General features: G+C 67.7%; 12 protein-coding genes and 2 pseudogenes. 7 read left to right on the top strand and 7 right to left on the bottom strand.

Going from position 1 to position 13,341, the window contains the following annotated elements:
* Window positions 1–14 precede the first annotated feature (14 nt).
* Window positions 15–551, bottom strand: coding sequence for a TetR/AcrR family transcriptional regulator (locus tag IT882_RS10125; RefSeq protein ID WP_195691757.1), 537 nt, complete (start codon window positions 549–551; stop codon window positions 15–17).
* Window positions 552–726: 175 nt separating this feature from the next.
* Between IT882_RS10125 and IT882_RS10120 the strand changes: the two genes are divergently transcribed.
* Window positions 727–1,704 carry an amidohydrolase family protein gene (locus tag IT882_RS10120; RefSeq protein ID WP_229382053.1) on the top strand — a complete coding sequence of 326 codons (978 nt, stop codon included), beginning with the start codon at window positions 727–729 and terminating at the stop codon, window positions 1,702–1,704.
* Between the two features lie 15 nt (window positions 1,705–1,719).
* Here the strand turns inward: IT882_RS10120 and IT882_RS10115 are convergent, their stop codons facing one another.
* Together IT882_RS10115 and IT882_RS10110 are read right to left on the bottom strand one after the other, a co-directional pair.
* A complete protein-coding gene (locus IT882_RS10115) occupies window positions 1,720–2,115 on the bottom strand; it encodes a VOC family protein (RefSeq protein ID WP_195691756.1) in 396 nt (131 codons plus the stop codon).
* A gap of 61 nt (window positions 2,116–2,176) precedes the next feature.
* Window positions 2,177–2,779: a TetR/AcrR family transcriptional regulator gene (locus IT882_RS10110; protein WP_195691755.1), complete on the bottom strand. Its 603-nt coding sequence runs from the start codon at window positions 2,777–2,779 to the stop codon at window positions 2,177–2,179.
* Window positions 2,780–2,898: 119 nt separating this feature from the next.
* Here IT882_RS10110 and IT882_RS17375 point away from each other — a divergent pair.
* Window positions 2,899–3,342: pseudogene (locus IT882_RS17375) on the top strand (SDR family NAD(P)-dependent oxidoreductase); the annotation flags it as partial.
* On the opposite strand, the gene IT882_RS10100 reads toward IT882_RS17375, so the two are convergent.
* The gene (locus tag IT882_RS10100) at window positions 3,247–6,627 is read right to left on the bottom strand and encodes a cation-translocating P-type ATPase (protein ID WP_229382052.1); all 3,381 of its coding nucleotides are present in this window, start codon (window positions 6,625–6,627) and stop codon (window positions 3,247–3,249) included. The pseudogene IT882_RS17375 and the gene IT882_RS10100 sit on opposite strands and share 96 nt — an antisense overlap.
* A 142-nt stretch (window positions 6,628–6,769) precedes the next feature.
* On the opposite strand from IT882_RS10100, the gene IT882_RS10095 reads away from it, so the two are divergent.
* On the top strand, window positions 6,770–7,501 hold the full coding sequence (locus IT882_RS10095; protein ID WP_195691753.1) for an alpha/beta fold hydrolase: 732 nt from the start codon (window positions 6,770–6,772) through the stop codon (window positions 7,499–7,501).
* 34 nt (window positions 7,502–7,535) lie between these two features.
* Here the strand turns inward: IT882_RS10095 and IT882_RS10090 are convergent, their stop codons facing one another.
* Complete coding sequence (locus tag IT882_RS10090; RefSeq protein WP_195691752.1) at window positions 7,536–7,799, bottom strand: hypothetical protein; 264 nt, start codon at window positions 7,797–7,799, stop codon at window positions 7,536–7,538.
* Window positions 7,796–8,182, bottom strand: a complete 387-nt coding sequence (locus IT882_RS10085; protein ID WP_195691751.1) for a thioredoxin family protein — start codon at window positions 8,180–8,182, stop codon at window positions 7,796–7,798. Before IT882_RS10085 ends, IT882_RS10090 begins: the two co-directional genes overlap by 4 nt.
* 66 nt (window positions 8,183–8,248) lie before the next feature.
* On the opposite strand from IT882_RS10085, the gene IT882_RS10080 reads away from it, so the two are divergent.
* Complete coding sequence (locus IT882_RS10080; RefSeq protein WP_195691750.1) at window positions 8,249–8,617, top strand: rhodanese-like domain-containing protein; 369 nt, start codon at window positions 8,249–8,251, stop codon at window positions 8,615–8,617.
* Between the two features lie 5 nt (window positions 8,618–8,622).
* Here IT882_RS10080 and IT882_RS10075 read toward each other — a convergent pair whose 3' ends face one another.
* Window positions 8,623–9,942, bottom strand: coding sequence for an MFS transporter (locus IT882_RS10075; protein WP_229382051.1), 1,320 nt, complete (start codon window positions 9,940–9,942; stop codon window positions 8,623–8,625).
* 25 nt (window positions 9,943–9,967) lie between these two features.
* On the opposite strand from IT882_RS10075, the gene prfB reads away from it, so the two are divergent.
* The 3 genes and pseudogenes from prfB (at window position 9,968) to ftsX (ending at window position 13,326) form a co-directional block, all read left to right on the top strand.
* Window positions 9,968–11,080: a peptide chain release factor 2 gene (gene prfB / locus IT882_RS10070; RefSeq protein ID WP_195691749.1), complete on the top strand. Its 1,113-nt coding sequence runs from the start codon at window positions 9,968–9,970 to the stop codon at window positions 11,078–11,080.
* 133 nt (window positions 11,081–11,213) lie between these two features.
* Complete coding sequence (gene ftsE, locus IT882_RS10065; RefSeq protein WP_195691748.1) at window positions 11,214–12,416, top strand: cell division ATP-binding protein FtsE; 1,203 nt, start codon at window positions 11,214–11,216, stop codon at window positions 12,414–12,416.
* A pseudogene (ftsX, locus tag IT882_RS10060) lies at window positions 12,413–13,326 on the top strand (permease-like cell division protein FtsX). The gene ftsE and the pseudogene ftsX overlap by 4 nt, the downstream one beginning before the upstream one ends.
* Window positions 13,327–13,341 lie beyond the last annotated feature (15 nt).

The following is a 13,341-nucleotide window of genomic DNA, read 5'->3' as shown; positions in this document are numbered from 1 at the left end:
GTGCGCGCGGCGGTTCAGCTCAGGGGCGCAAGCCACGCATCGGCCACTGCGGCCACGGCATCCTCGTCGGCGTCGACGAGCGGCTCGAGGTGGAAGAAGTGACGGGCGAGAGTGACGCCGAGGATGCTCGAGACCATGAGTGCCGCGCGCAGTTCCGCATCGTCGCCGGTCATCGCTGAGGCAAGGTTCTCGGTGCGCTCGCGCAGATAGTCGCGCATCACGGAAGCCGCTTCGGAAGACGTGAGCATCGAACGCATGAGGGCGCGTGTCGCGGGGGAGAGCTCTTTCAGTCGGATCTGGATGACCTCGGCCAGGTGGGCGGTGACGTCGTCTGCGCTCAGATCGGGCGCGGGGCGGACCGCCAGAGCAAAGAGCGCCTGTTTCGACCCGTAGTGCTGCAGCACGAGGGAGGGATCGACCCCCGCGCGCTGAGCGATGCCGCGGATCGTCGCGCCGTCCTCGCCATGAGCGCCGAACTCGGCCTGCGCGGCGTCAAGGATCCGCGCTGCTGTCGCTGCACGGCGCTCCGACCGCGTCAACCCTGGTTCCATCTTTTCACTCTACATGTGTTGAGTGAGGTGTAGGATCGCTCAACAGGTGATGAGCGAATCGCGCGACCGCCTCTCCGTGGAAGGGAAGCACCATGAACGGAACGGCCCAGCCAGCATTACCTCACCTCCTGCGCCTGGTCGATCCGATCGATGCGCAGCACGGGGAGGCGCTCGCATGGTGAAGCTCATCGGCATCGAAGAGCACTGGACCCTCGGCCGTGTTGACGAGGCCTTGCGGGCCCTCCCGCCGACAGACGTGGATGAGAGCCTCGCACTCAACGAGCACGGCGATAGCGCGGGACGTCTCGCCGACCTCGGCGCCGGACGCGCGGCCGTGATGGCGGCTCAGGGCGTCGACATGCAGATCCTCTCTCTGGCTCCGCCCGGCACGCAGGGCCTTCGCGCCGCGGATGCCGTTGCCATGAGCCGGGATGCCAATGACGCGGTGGCTGCCGTGGTTCGTGATCATCCGACTCGGTTCGGTGCAATGGCCACCCTGCCTCTGGCGGACCCGGCGGCTGCGGCTGCTGAACTCGAATGCGCGGTCGGACTCGGCCTTGCCGGGGTCATGGTCTACGGCCGGGTCGGTGACGTGCTCCTGGACGATCCCCGATTCGACGATGTGTGGGCTGTCGCCGAACGGATGCGGCAACCCGTCTTCATCCATCCGCAGATCCCGGCTGAGACCGTGCGCGGCGCCGTCTATCGCGGACTCGACGCATCCGCCGACCTCGCGCTCGCGACCTACGCGTGGGGGTGGCACCTCGAGGCGGGCACGGCGGCACTGCGCCTGATGGCTCGCGGAGTGCTCGACCGCTATCCGGGCCTGCGCCTGGTCCTCGGCCACTGGGGTGAGCTGCTGCTCTTCTGGCATCAGCGCGCGAACGGTATCGCGCGCGCCGCGCAGCTCGAGCGCTCGGTCACGGAGTACCTGCAGCAGAACGTGTGGATCACGGCCTCGGGGATGCTCGATCCGGCGATGCTCGCTCACGCCCTGAGCGTCACGACGTCGGATCGGATTCTCTTCTCGACCGACTACCCGTTTCAGCAGCCTACGGCCGCGCAGATAGACGAGTTCCTCACGCACCTCCCCGACGATGAGGCGCGTGAAGCGTTCGCCCACGCGAATGCCGAGGCTCTCTTCGGGCTGTGAGCGCAGGGGAGTTCCCTACCCCTGATAGCCGATCAGCCAGGCAACGCCGAAGCGGTCTTTCACCATGCCGTCGTGGTCGCCCCAGGGGCGCAGCTGGAGTGCATCTAGCACCGTGCCTCCGTCGGCGAGTGCGGCAAACCACCGCGTGAGCTCATCGGGCGATGCGGTGCCGAGCAATGAGAACTCCATCCCGGCCATCGACACGGATGCTTCGCCGGGCGCGGCATCCGCGGCGAACAGCGTCACGAGGCCCGAGAGGGACCCGTGCGCGATCGCATCCTTCGGTCCGTCGGTGCGCGAGAACTCGCCATACGTGAACAGTTCGAGCTCGCCGCCGAACACGGACTGATAGAAGGTCAGTGCGTTCCGCGCGGTGCCGTCGAAGTGCAGGTAGGGGACAAGGCCGCTCATGCCGCGACTGTATCCCCAGCGGTGAGCTGCGACAACGGTGCGACCGTTTCGCGCGAGTGGCTCAGTCCTGCGGTGGCAGGAGAGCGACCCTCACGAAGAGATCGGCGAGGGCCGAGAGCTGCGCATCCGGATCGGGTTCGCCGGTGACGGCGCCGTCCAGGCGCAGGGTCGCGTATCCGTGCAGCATCGACCACAGGCCCATGGCGCGCGACTTGGCCGCGATCGGGTCGGCGGGTGGGGCATCCGGGACAGGGATCCTGCTGGTGACCTCGCCCATCGCCTCCGCGCGGAGCGTGTCGAGGTCGCCGAAGCGTGCGGCGTCATGAAACAGCCGCGACATCATGAGGCGGTAGCACCCCGGGTTGGCCAGCGCGAAGTCGAAGTAGGCATGAGCGATCTGCCGCAGCTGCGCAGCGATCGGATCATCGCGGTCGACGGCGCGGATGCGGGTGGTGAGGTCTGCCCATCCCACGCGCGCGCACGCGGCGAGCAACCCGGCCTTGTCGCCGAAGTGGTGGTAGGGCGTGCCCGAGGAGACGCCCGCGCGCCGGCTCACCTCGCGGATCGAGAGGTCGTCGGGGTGGTCGCGGTGGAGGAGTTCGAGCGCACAGGCGACGATCCGCTCGCGTCCGTCCGCACGCTCGGCGGTGGTGCTCGCCGACATGGCAACTCCTCTCTCATGAGCCTCAGCCCATGCCGGGGCTGGTGAAACTGATCACTGCTCAGTAGTATGGCAGCACCCCGCACTGAGCAGTGCTCAGTAACCGACGACTCGGAGCACTCATGACCCCTCGCGACTATCCGCCCCCGCCGTCCCGCTACTACGACCAGGTCGTCGAGACGCTTCCCCGCCTCGACGGGCTGACTGTGGCCGTCACCGGTTCGACCAGCGGCACCGGCGAGGTCTACGCACGCACCGCCGGTCGGCTCGGCGCGCGTGTCATCGTGCTGAACCGGCCCTCGGCCCGCGCGGATGCCGCCACCGACCGCCTGCGCGACGGAGGCGTCGACGTGGTGCCGGTCGCGTGTGACCTGCAGAGCTTCGAAAGCGTGCGGGACGCGGGGGAGCAGGTGCGTGCGGTCGCCGTCGGAGGACTCGACGTGCTGTGCAACAACGCGGGCGTCATGGGGCTACCCGACCAGGCGACCCCGGACGGCTGCGATGTGCAGATGCAGACCAACCACCTCTCGCACTTCCTGCTGACCTCGCTGGTGTGGCCCGTCCTCCAACGGGGCGCCGAGGCCCGAGGACGCGCACGTGTCGTGAGCCACTCCAGCGGCGCGCGGCGCGGTCCCGCACTGAAGGCCGAGTACCTCGAGCGCCGCGGCGGCCATCTGGGCGGCGACGGATTCCCCGGCTTCGGAAAGTGGCGCCGCTATCAGCAGTCCAAGCTCGCGAACCTGCTGTTCTCTTACGCCCTCCTCGAACGGATGCCGGCAGAAGACCAGGCCCGCGGCATCCAGGTGCTCACCGCTCATCCCGGCCCGACAAACTCCGGACTTCAGGCCAAGACGGGACGCGCCGGCGGCACGCGGATGCTCGACCGCGCCATCCTGAATCGCACGCTCAAGGTCGCGCATTCTGTGGAGGACGGGGCGCTCGGCATCATCCGCGCCTCCTTCGATCCGGCCGCTCAGACCGGCGAATTCTACGGTCCCGCCGGTCGCGGCGAGCCAGGCCCGCCGGTGCTGATGGAGCCCGAGCGTGATCCCGCCTCGGAGAAGATCCTCTGGGAGACGAGCCTGGCAACCACCGGTGTCACCGACTTTTTCGGGGTGCGCACAGGCCTCACCTGAGTGAGCGGCGGATGAGCTTGTCGACCTCGACCACGATCGGGGGATCAGGGCGAGTCCGATCGCGAGCCACCACTGCGCGGCATCCAGCGGCGTCGTCATCAGCAGGGCGTTCATGAAGTCCAGCTCGACCGAGAGCACTGTGAGCACGATGGGGATCCACATCCACTTCAGAGCGTTGGTGATCGGTGCGGCAAGGCCCGAACCCGGATCGCGGCGCATCGCGAAGCCCGCGAGCACCGACCCGAGACTCAGCACGACGAAGGTCATCGTGACGGGAACCGTCGGTTCGGTCTGACTCGGGGTACCGGGGGAGAGGAGCATCGCCGCCAGCGCGACGGCGAAGATCGCGACGCCGTACAGCAGCCACTGGCCAATCGAGCGCGCGTTCGCGAGCGGGATCTTCGTGTCGCGCGGAGGCTGGCTCATGAGCCCCGTGGGACTCGGGTCGAGGGTGATGACGATGACGGGGAAGAAGGTGATGAAAAAGCTCAGGAACAGCACCATGAGCGGCGTGATCGGGGTGCCGTTGTTGATGTCGAGCAGGCTCGAAACGAGGAACAGCAGCACGAGGGAGAACAGCGTCGCCATCTGGTAGCGGACATAGCTGACGATCTTGTCGTAGATCGTGCGGCCGAGCCGGATCGCCTCGACGAGGGTGCCGAAGTTGTCGTCGGTGAGGATCATCTTGCCGGCCTGCTTCGTCACCTCGCTGCCCGATCCCATCGCAACGCCGATGTCGGCCTGCTTGAGGGCTGCGGCGTCGTTGACGGCATCCCCGGTCATCGCCACCACGTCGCCGCGCTCCTGCATGAGCCGGGCGATCCGCAGCTTGTCTTCGGGGGTGACCCGGCCGAACACGTGCAGTTCGGGGAGGCGTTCCGTGAGTTCCTCGTCGCTGAGCGCGCGCAGTTCGGGGCCGCTGATCGCGCCGGGGCCAAGACCGAGCTGGGCGCCGATGGCGGCGGCGGTCACGGCGTGGTCGCCGGTGATCATGCGCACCTCGATGCCCGCCTCGCCCGCGATGCGCACGGCCTCGATCGCCTCGGGCCGCAGGGGGTCGATGATGCCGACGAGCGCCACGAAGGTGAAGTCCTCGGCCAGGCTCATCGGATCGGACTTCGCCGCGGCCTCCTGACCCGCCAGGTCACGCACCGCGATCGCGAGGACCCGCAGGCCGTTGCGGCTGAGCTCCGCATTGGCCTCCAGGATGCTGTCTTTCGCGTCAGCAATCGGCACGACACCGTCAGCAGTCACGACGTGCGAGCACCGGTCGATGACGACATCCGGCCCGCCCTTCATCGTCGCGAGGAACGTCTCGGTGCCCTGCAGCGGCGCGTGGTGGAAGGTCACCATGAACTTGTAGGCGGAGTCGAAGGGCACTTCGGCTTCGCGCGGATAGGCGCGCCGGCTCTCCTCTGCGTCGACGCCCAGCTTCGCGGCCAGCACGACGAGGGCGGCCTCGGTGGGATCGCCGACGACGACCCCGGCATCCGAGACCGTCGCGTCGGAGTTCAGGCACAGGCCGTAGGCCAGCGGCGTGAAATCGGGAACATCCTTGCCGGCGGCGTGCCGCAGTGCCCCGGTCTTGCGGTAGCCCTCGCCCTCGACGGTGAACCACTGACCGAGCGCATACAGCTTGGTCGCGGTCATCTGGTTGAGCGTGAGCGTGCCGGTCTTGTCGGAGTTGATGGCGGATGTCGCTCCCAGCGTCTCGACATCGCTGAGGTTCTTGACCACCGCGCGGTGCTCGGCGAGCTGCCGGGCTCCGTACGCGAGCATCCCCTGCACGAAGGTGGGCAGGGCTGACGGAATCGCGGACACAGCCATCGCGATACCGACCAGAAGGACTGTCGCGATCGTCTCGCCGCGCAGCAGACCCAAGATGATCATGATCGCCACGGCACCCCACGCGACGAAGCCGAGCACCTTCGTGAGGCCGTCGAGTTCGCGCTGCAGCGGCGACTTCGAGGGAGCGACGGCGGTCAGCATCGCCGCGATCTGACCCATCTGGGTCGACATCCCGGTTCCGGTGATGACCATCGCGGCGGTCCCTCGCGTGACCGTCGTGTTCTGCCACAGCATGTTCGCGCGGTCGCCGAGAGCGACGTCGTGCCCGTCGATCGTCGTGACGTCTTTGTCGACCGGTGCGCTCTCGCCGGTGAGGGCTGCCTCCTGTGTCTGCAGGTTCGCGGAGCGCAGGATGCGGCCGTCTGCCGGAACGAGATCGCCGGCCTCGAGTTGCACGAGATCACCGGGCACGATTTCGGGAGCGGGGACCTCGCGCAGCGATCCGTCGCGGATCACCTTCACATGGGGGATCTGGAGTTTGGAGAGACCGTCGACGCTCGCGCGGGCGGCGAGTTCTTGCCGCGTGCCGAGCACGACGTTGAGCACGATGAGGGCGGCGACGATGAACCCGACGGCGAACTGGGCGATGATCAGGCTCACCACCACGACCGCAACGAGCATGAGGTTCATGGGGTCGGCGAGCATCCGCAGCGCGATCGTCCACGCGCTCGGGGCCGGGGGAGCGGGGATCGTGTTGGGTCCACCGGTGGCCAGACGCCGTGCGGCATCGGCCGAGGTCAGGCCGTTCGCGGCATCCGTCCCGAGGCTGCGCACGACGGCATCCGTATCGAGGGTCCACCACGCGGTGGTGTCGGATGCCCGCACGGGCCTGTTCTGGGTGGATTGTGCTTTGGTCTGCTCGGTCATGCCGGTCCCTTCGCCGCGCCCGATCCTATCGAGCGGTGCGGGTTCGCCGACAGGCCTGGGCGCGCACCGGTGGAGCGAATGCCCAGCAATCTCACGGCATGGTTCCGAGCCTCCTCATAACCGTCGGACGTACCGTCGAAGTGTGCGTCTGGCAGTACACGAGTTCGGCAGCGGTGACCGTACCGCGGCCATCGTTCATGGCATCAGCGGTTCGGGTCTTCTCTGGCAGGACTTCGCCGAGCGGCTCTCGCGTCGCCACCGGATGCGCGTGCTCGCCGTCGACCTGCGCGGCCACGGATCCAGCCCCCGGGCAGAGCATTACCGGCTGAGCGACTTCACCGACGATCTGATCGAGACGCTGCCGAGCGATCTCGACCTCGCCATCGGCCACTCGCTGGGAGGCCGGGCGCTCGCGGACGCGGCTGAGCACCTGCAGCCGCGTCACGCCATCTATCTCGACCCCGCGCTTGACGTGGACGCCGGTGTTGCCGGACGCCGACTGCTCACCTACCGGATGGCGGGCCCCGTCGTGGCACGGATGCTGTCGGTCGTCGATCCCGCGGTCCCGGCGCCCCTGCGTCGCAGGCTCCGCGCGAGTACGCGCCGGTGGGACCGCTTCATGGCTCTCTCGGTCGTGCAGGAACTGGATGCGCATCGGGTTGAGCCCGCGCCGCCACCGGTCCCGTCCACGGTCGTGAAGGCGACGAAGTCGCGGCTGCTTCGGGAACGCTATCTTGAGCGGCTGAAGGCAGCCGGGTGGGACGTGCGCGAATTCCTCAGCCGTCACGAAATGCAGCTGCTCAAGCCGGAGGCGTTGCTGGACGCGCTCGAGGACGTGCTGCGAGCGCCGACGCGGGCGCTGAGCTCGGTCTGACCGATGGCAGACCGGCCCTCTTGGCTGGTTGGCGTCAGTCGAGGTCGATGCTCTGGCGTGCCTCCGGGATGCCCAGCGCATTCGGTGCAGCATCCGCTGACCTGCTCGCCGGTATCCCCGGGCACCACCCGGTGATCGCCATCGCCACAAGGCCGAGCGCGCCGATCGTGGCGGGAACCGCGAGTGCCCATGCGCCAGCGGTGACCGCGCTTCCGGCGACCGCTGCCACGAAGACTGCCGCCACCCACCGCGCGACCCGTTCAGCACGCGAGATGGCGCAGACCCGGAAGAGGCTCACGGCGTGCTCGGGGCGTCCTGCGCAGCGTTCTGCTCCGCGACCTGCCGGCGCACGTCGTCCATGTCGAGACCCTCGACGGCGGTGATCACCTGTTCGAGCTGGGGTGCAGCGAGTGCGCCGGGCTGAGAGAACACGAGGATGCCGTCGCGAAAAGCCATGAGCGTCGGGATTGAGGTGATGCGAAAGCCGGCTGCCAGCTGTTGCTGCGCTTCGGTGTCCACTTTCCCGAAGACGATGTCGGGGTGAGCCTCGGAGGAGCTCTCGAACACCGGCCCGAACATGCGGCACGGACCGCACCAGGCTGCCCAGAAGTCGAGGAGCACGATCCCGGGTTCGCTGATGGTCTTCTCGATCGTCTCGAGGGTGATCTCACGTGTTGCCATGGACAGTAGTATACCCTAGGGGGTATCACATCGGTCGTCTATCGTCCCGTCTGGAAAGGACCCTCCATGCGACGCATCCGCATTCTCTTCGCCGCGCTTGCCGCTGCCGTGCTCGTCACGAGTCTCGCGGCGTGCTCAACGACCCCGTCGGTCGAGGTTGCCGACGACGCGGTGATCATCGATGTGCGCGCACCCGAAGAGTACGCGGAGGGTCACCTCGAGGGCGCTATCAACGTCAATCTCCAGTCGGGCTCGTTCGACCAGGAGATCGCCGAGCAGCCCCTCGACGGGGCCTACGTGGTCTATTGCCGGTCCGGAAACCGATCCGCGCAGGCCGCCTCGATCATGACCGAGCTGGGCTTCACCGATGTCACGGATGCCGGCGGCATCACCGAGGCATCCTCGGCTACCGGCATCCCGATCGTCACGGGCTGACGGTTTCAGCCCGCTCGCCCCGAACGCGGAACGAACCGCGGAACCCAGCGGACGAAGGCCGCAGCACCGAGGAGGCCGAGCACACCCACCGCGCCGGTCGCGACTGACAGGGTCGACAGCGCCGCGATCCCCGAGACCAGCAATGGCGCCGCGGCCCCGCCGGCATCGGTGAACATGCGCCAGGACCCCAGGAACGGTGCCGGGTCGGTCCGGGGCGCGACATCGGCGCCCAGAGTGAGCAGGATGCCGCTGGAGAGCCCATTGCCGACACCGAGCACCGCTGCGAACACCGCGAACCACATCGCCGACGAGTCGAGCTCGTGTGTGAACGAGAGCGCGAGAAAGCCCAGGCTCATGAGGAGCATCGCCGGAAGTGCTGCCCAGAGCCGCCCGAAACGGTCCATGACCTGTCCGCTCGCGTAGAAGAGCGCGAAGTCGATCGCTCCGGAGATGCCGACGACAAGAGCAATCGTCTGCGCGTCGAGCCCGATCGAGACGCCCCACAGCGGCAGAACCACTTGGCGCGCCGAGCGCACAGCAGACAAGGACGCGGCTGCGACGCCGAGGCGCGAGAGGACCTCGCGGTATCGCCACGCGACCACGAAGACGCTCTCGCGTCGCCCCGGTACGCGGATGCTGCCCGTGATCGCCTCGCCCGTGTCCTCGCCTTCGAGTTCGCGCACCTCTCGCTCGCGCTCAGCCTCGGAGGACACCTCGACGGGAGGCGCGGCGAAGCGTTGTTCGGGATCGGGGCCGAACACCACGAGGATCACGGTCGCGGCCAGGCACACGCCGAAGAACCAGATGGCGGCGTGTTCGTCGCCGAAGATCGCGAGCAGCGCCGCTGCCACGAACGGGCCGACGAACATCCCCAGCCGGAACGTGCCGCCCAGCAGCGACATCCCGCGCGATCGGAAGGAGAGAGGCACGCGTGTGGTCATGAACGAGTGGCGAGCAAGCCCGAACGCCGCCGCGCACAGCCCGATGAGCAGCACGGATGCCGCGAACACGCCGAGCATCGGCGCCACGATCATGCCGGCCACCCCGACCATCGCGAGCCCGCCAGCCACTCCCATCGTGATGCGCTCGCCGAAGCGCGCGACCGCCCAGCCCGCTGGGAGGTTTCCCGCGAGCTGTCCGACGACCAGGGCCGACGCGACAAGGGCTGCCCCCGCGACATCCGCGCCCAACTGGGCCGCGATGACCGGAATCAGGGGGATGACAGCGCCCTCGCCGAGCGCGAACAGCACCGTGGGGAGGTAGACCATCGGACCGAACCGCCACAGCACATCCCGCGCGCGGATCGGGACGGGGGGATCGGTCATCGGTTCCACGTTAGTCTGGACTGTCATGCTCGAACTCGATCTGTCCGCCGACATCCAGGCCCTGCGCTCCACATTCAACGACATCCGCTCGGTTGTCGACGTCGACGCGCTCGCTGCGGAGATCGCCCGGCTGAGCGAGGAGGCCGGTGCGCCCGACCTGTGGGACGACCCAGAGAAGGCGCAGAAGGTCACCAGCGCCCTCAGCCATCGGCAGTCTGAGATGTCTCGGATCAACGCCGTCGCGCAGCGTCTCGATGACCTCGAGGTGCTCGTGGAGCTTGCCAACGAGATGGACGACGAAGAGTCGGCAGGTGAGGCCCGACGCGAACTGGCCGAACTCGAGCAGGTCATCGGTGACCTCGAAGTGCAGACCCTTCTCGACGGGGAGTACGACGATCGCTCGGCAGTCGTGACCATCCGCTCGGGTGCTGGGGGAGACGACGCAACCGACTTCGCCGAGATGCTCCTGCGCATGTATTTGCGGTGGGCAGAGCGTCACAAGTACCCCGTGAAGGTCATGGACACCTCCTACGCCGAGGGCGCGGGCATCAAGTCCGCGACGTTCGAGATCGACGCCCCCTACGCCTACGGCACGCTCTCGGTCGAGGCGGGAACGCACCGCCTCGCTCGCATCAGCCCGTTCGGTTCGGCCGACAAGCGGCAGACGTCGTTCGCCGCCGTCGAGGTGATCCCGGTGATGGAGGAAGCCGTCGAGGTCGAGGTGCCCGAAAGCGACATCCGCGTCGACGTGTTCCGTTCGTCCGGTCCCGGTGGTCAGTCGGTCAACACCACCGACTCGGCAGTGCGCATCACCCACATTCCGACGGGCATCGTCGTGTCGATGCAGAACGAGAAGAGCCAGATCCAGAACCGCGCTGCAGCGATGCGCGTGCTGCAGACGCGCCTCATGCTCTTGCAGCGTGAAGAGGAAGCAGCGAAGAAGAAGGAGCTGGCGGGCGTCATCACGGCCAGCTGGGGCGACCAGATGCGCTCCTACTTCCTCTACGGTCAGCAGCTCGTGAAGGATCTGCGTACCGGCCACGAGGTCGGAAACCCCGCGGTCGTCTTCGACGGCGACCTCGACGGATTCATCGCGGCCGGCATCCGGTGGCGCAAGCGCAAGGATGACGACGACTAAGTCGTTCGTCACGGCATCCGTCTGATCGAATTCGTCACGGCATCGTCTGATCGAAACCGATCCGACGCGGAGTGCTGCCGCGGCGGGTGTCGCACCCGGCGCTGATCGCCCTCGCGCTTAGGCTCAGATGGCCATGATCCGGTTCGAGAACGTCACCAAGAGATACCGGGGCACCGCGAAACCCGCCCTCGACCAGGTGAGCTTCGAAGTGCTCCGCGGCGAGTTCGTGTTCCTCGTTGGCGCGTCGGGGTCTGGCAAGTCCTCGTGTCTGCGCCTGATTCTGCGTGAGGATGTCGCCACCTCCGGCAACGTGCTCGTGCTCGGACGCGACCTGCGCACCCTCGCCAACCGCAAGGTTCCCTACTTCCGGCGCCACGTCGGCGCGGTCTTTCAGGACTTCCGGTTGCTGCCGAACAAGACGGTCTTCCAGAACGTCGCGTTCACGCTGCAGGTCATCGGGTCATCGCGCGGCTTCATCAAGCAGGCTGTGCCCGAGGCGCTCGCCCTCGTCGGTCTCGCCGACAAGCAGAAGCGGATGCCGCACGAGCTCTCCGGTGGTGAGCAGCAGCGCGTCGCGATCGCCCGTGCACTGGTGAACCGCCCCCAGGTGCTGCTGGCCGACGAGCCCACGGGAAACCTCGACCCGGGAACCTCAATCGACATCATGCAGCTGTTGGCGCGGATCAACGCCGGTGGCACCACGATCGTGATGGCCACGCACGAGGCCGGATTCGTCGACCAGATGAAGCGCCGCGTCATCGAACTGCGCGGCGGCCAGATGATGCGTGATGAGCGGCACGGTGGGTACGGCGACACGTCGGGTCTGCCACGCCTTCAGCCCGAGCAGGTGCGCGGTGCTGCGGCGGCTGCAGCACTCACGGCGGTGCTCGAACTGCAGCGCGAGGTCGGGATCGAGCCCACCGTCACGGATGCCGAGATCGCTGTGGCAGCTGCCGTGGACGTCGTCGACGACCCGGCGACGGCGCCGTTCGCCTCGGCGCTCGCCGAGGTGCGCGCCGCACCTGTGGATCCAGAAACCCCCGCTCCCGCCGTCGCTGAAGCCCCATCCGGCGACGCAGCCGCGCCCGCGCAGGCCGACGATTCCGCGGCCGCACCGCGTGCCGCATCCGTTCCGCCGGAGTGGCAGGTGCCGGCCGCGCAGTCGCCCCAGCAGCCAGCCGCACAGCCGCCTGCCGCGCAGCCGGCCCCGCGTGCCGCAACCCAGCCCGTACCCGTCATCGACATCCCCGAGGTCGACGTCGAGGAGCTCGGACTCGCCGAACGTCTGGGTCTGGATGCCGAGCATCGCGACGATGAAGTCGGGCCGACCTCATGAGGGCCGGGCTTGTCCTCGGTGAGGCGTTCAGCGGCCTGCGCCGCAACGCGTCGATGGTGATCTCGGTCGTCCTCGTCACCTTCGTGTCTCTCACCTTCGTCGGCGCCGCGATGCTCATGCAGCTGCAGATCGGCACAATGCGCACGTTCTGGGCCGACCGCGCCCAGGTGCAGATCTACATGTGCAGTTCGCTGTCGCAGGTCGACACGTGCGCGAACGGAGTCGCCACCCAGGAACAGATCGACGCGGTTCAGGCCGAGCTCGACTCCGACTCGCTTGCTCCGCTGATCAGCGATCTGCAGTTCGACAGTTCCGAGCAGGTCTACGAGGATGCGCTGAGCGTTCTCGGAGACGAGTATGACGGCATCCTCAGCGAGGACCAGTTCGGAGCGAGATTCCGCATCACTCTTGCCGATCCGAGCAAGTCAGCCGTCATCTCCGAAGCGTTCGGGGGAGGGATGGCATTGAAGAGGTCAAGGACCAGCTTCAGTACCTTGAGCCGTTGTTCTCCGCCCTCACCGTCGCGACCTACGTCGCGGTGGGGATCGCCGGACTCATGCTCATCGCTGCCGTGCTGCTCATCTCGACGACGATCCGATTGTCCGCGTATGCGCGACGGCGTGAACTCGGCATCATGCGGCTCGTGGGGGCATCCAACCGGTTCATCCAGACGCCGTTCATCCTCGAGGGAGTGCTAGCCGCGCTTATCGGCTCGGTGCTGGCGAGCGTGGCCGTCGTGGCGGGCGTGCAGTTCGGCGTGCAGGAATACCTGCGCTCGCGCATAACGTTCGTGGCGACGTGGGTCGACACCGCCGACGTCCTGATCGTCATTCCCGTCCTCATCGGCATCGGCATCGTGTTGGCCGCGTTCTCGGCGGGCTTCGCGATCAGACGCTGGCTTCGGGCCTGAGTCGGCACCGAGAGG

This window comes from Microbacterium schleiferi, assembly GCF_015565955.1.
GTDB classification, from domain to species: Bacteria; Actinomycetota; Actinomycetes; order Actinomycetales; family Microbacteriaceae; genus Microbacterium; species Microbacterium schleiferi_A.
This window is presented reverse-complemented; position numbering and strand designations above follow the sequence as displayed.

Excerpts from the sequence above, each read along its gene's own strand:
- IT882_RS10125 (WP_195691757.1), bottom strand. The coding sequence starts at position 551 with ATGGAACCAGGGTTGACGCGGTCGGAGCGCCGTGCAGCGACAGCAGCG.
- IT882_RS10120 (WP_229382053.1), top strand. The coding sequence starts at position 727 with ATGGTGAAGCTCATCGGCATCGAAGAGCACTGGACCCTCGGCCGTGTT.
- IT882_RS10115 (WP_195691756.1), bottom strand. The coding sequence starts at position 2,115 with ATGAGCGGCCTTGTCCCCTACCTGCACTTCGACGGCACCGCGCGGAAC.
- IT882_RS10110 (WP_195691755.1), bottom strand. The coding sequence starts at position 2,779 with ATGTCGGCGAGCACCACCGCCGAGCGTGCGGACGGACGCGAGCGGATC.
- IT882_RS10100 (WP_229382052.1), bottom strand. The coding sequence starts at position 6,627 with ATGACCGAGCAGACCAAAGCACAATCCACCCAGAACAGGCCCGTGCGG.
- IT882_RS10085 (WP_195691751.1), bottom strand. The coding sequence starts at position 8,182 with ATGGCAACACGTGAGATCACCCTCGAGACGATCGAGAAGACCATCAGC.
- IT882_RS10080 (WP_195691750.1), top strand. The coding sequence starts at position 8,249 with ATGCGACGCATCCGCATTCTCTTCGCCGCGCTTGCCGCTGCCGTGCTC.
- IT882_RS10075 (WP_229382051.1), bottom strand. The coding sequence starts at position 9,942 with ATGACCGATCCCCCCGTCCCGATCCGCGCGCGGGATGTGCTGTGGCGG.
- prfB (WP_195691749.1), top strand. The coding sequence starts at position 9,968 with ATGCTCGAACTCGATCTGTCCGCCGACATCCAGGCCCTGCGCTCCACA.
- ftsE (WP_195691748.1), top strand. The coding sequence starts at position 11,214 with ATGATCCGGTTCGAGAACGTCACCAAGAGATACCGGGGCACCGCGAAA.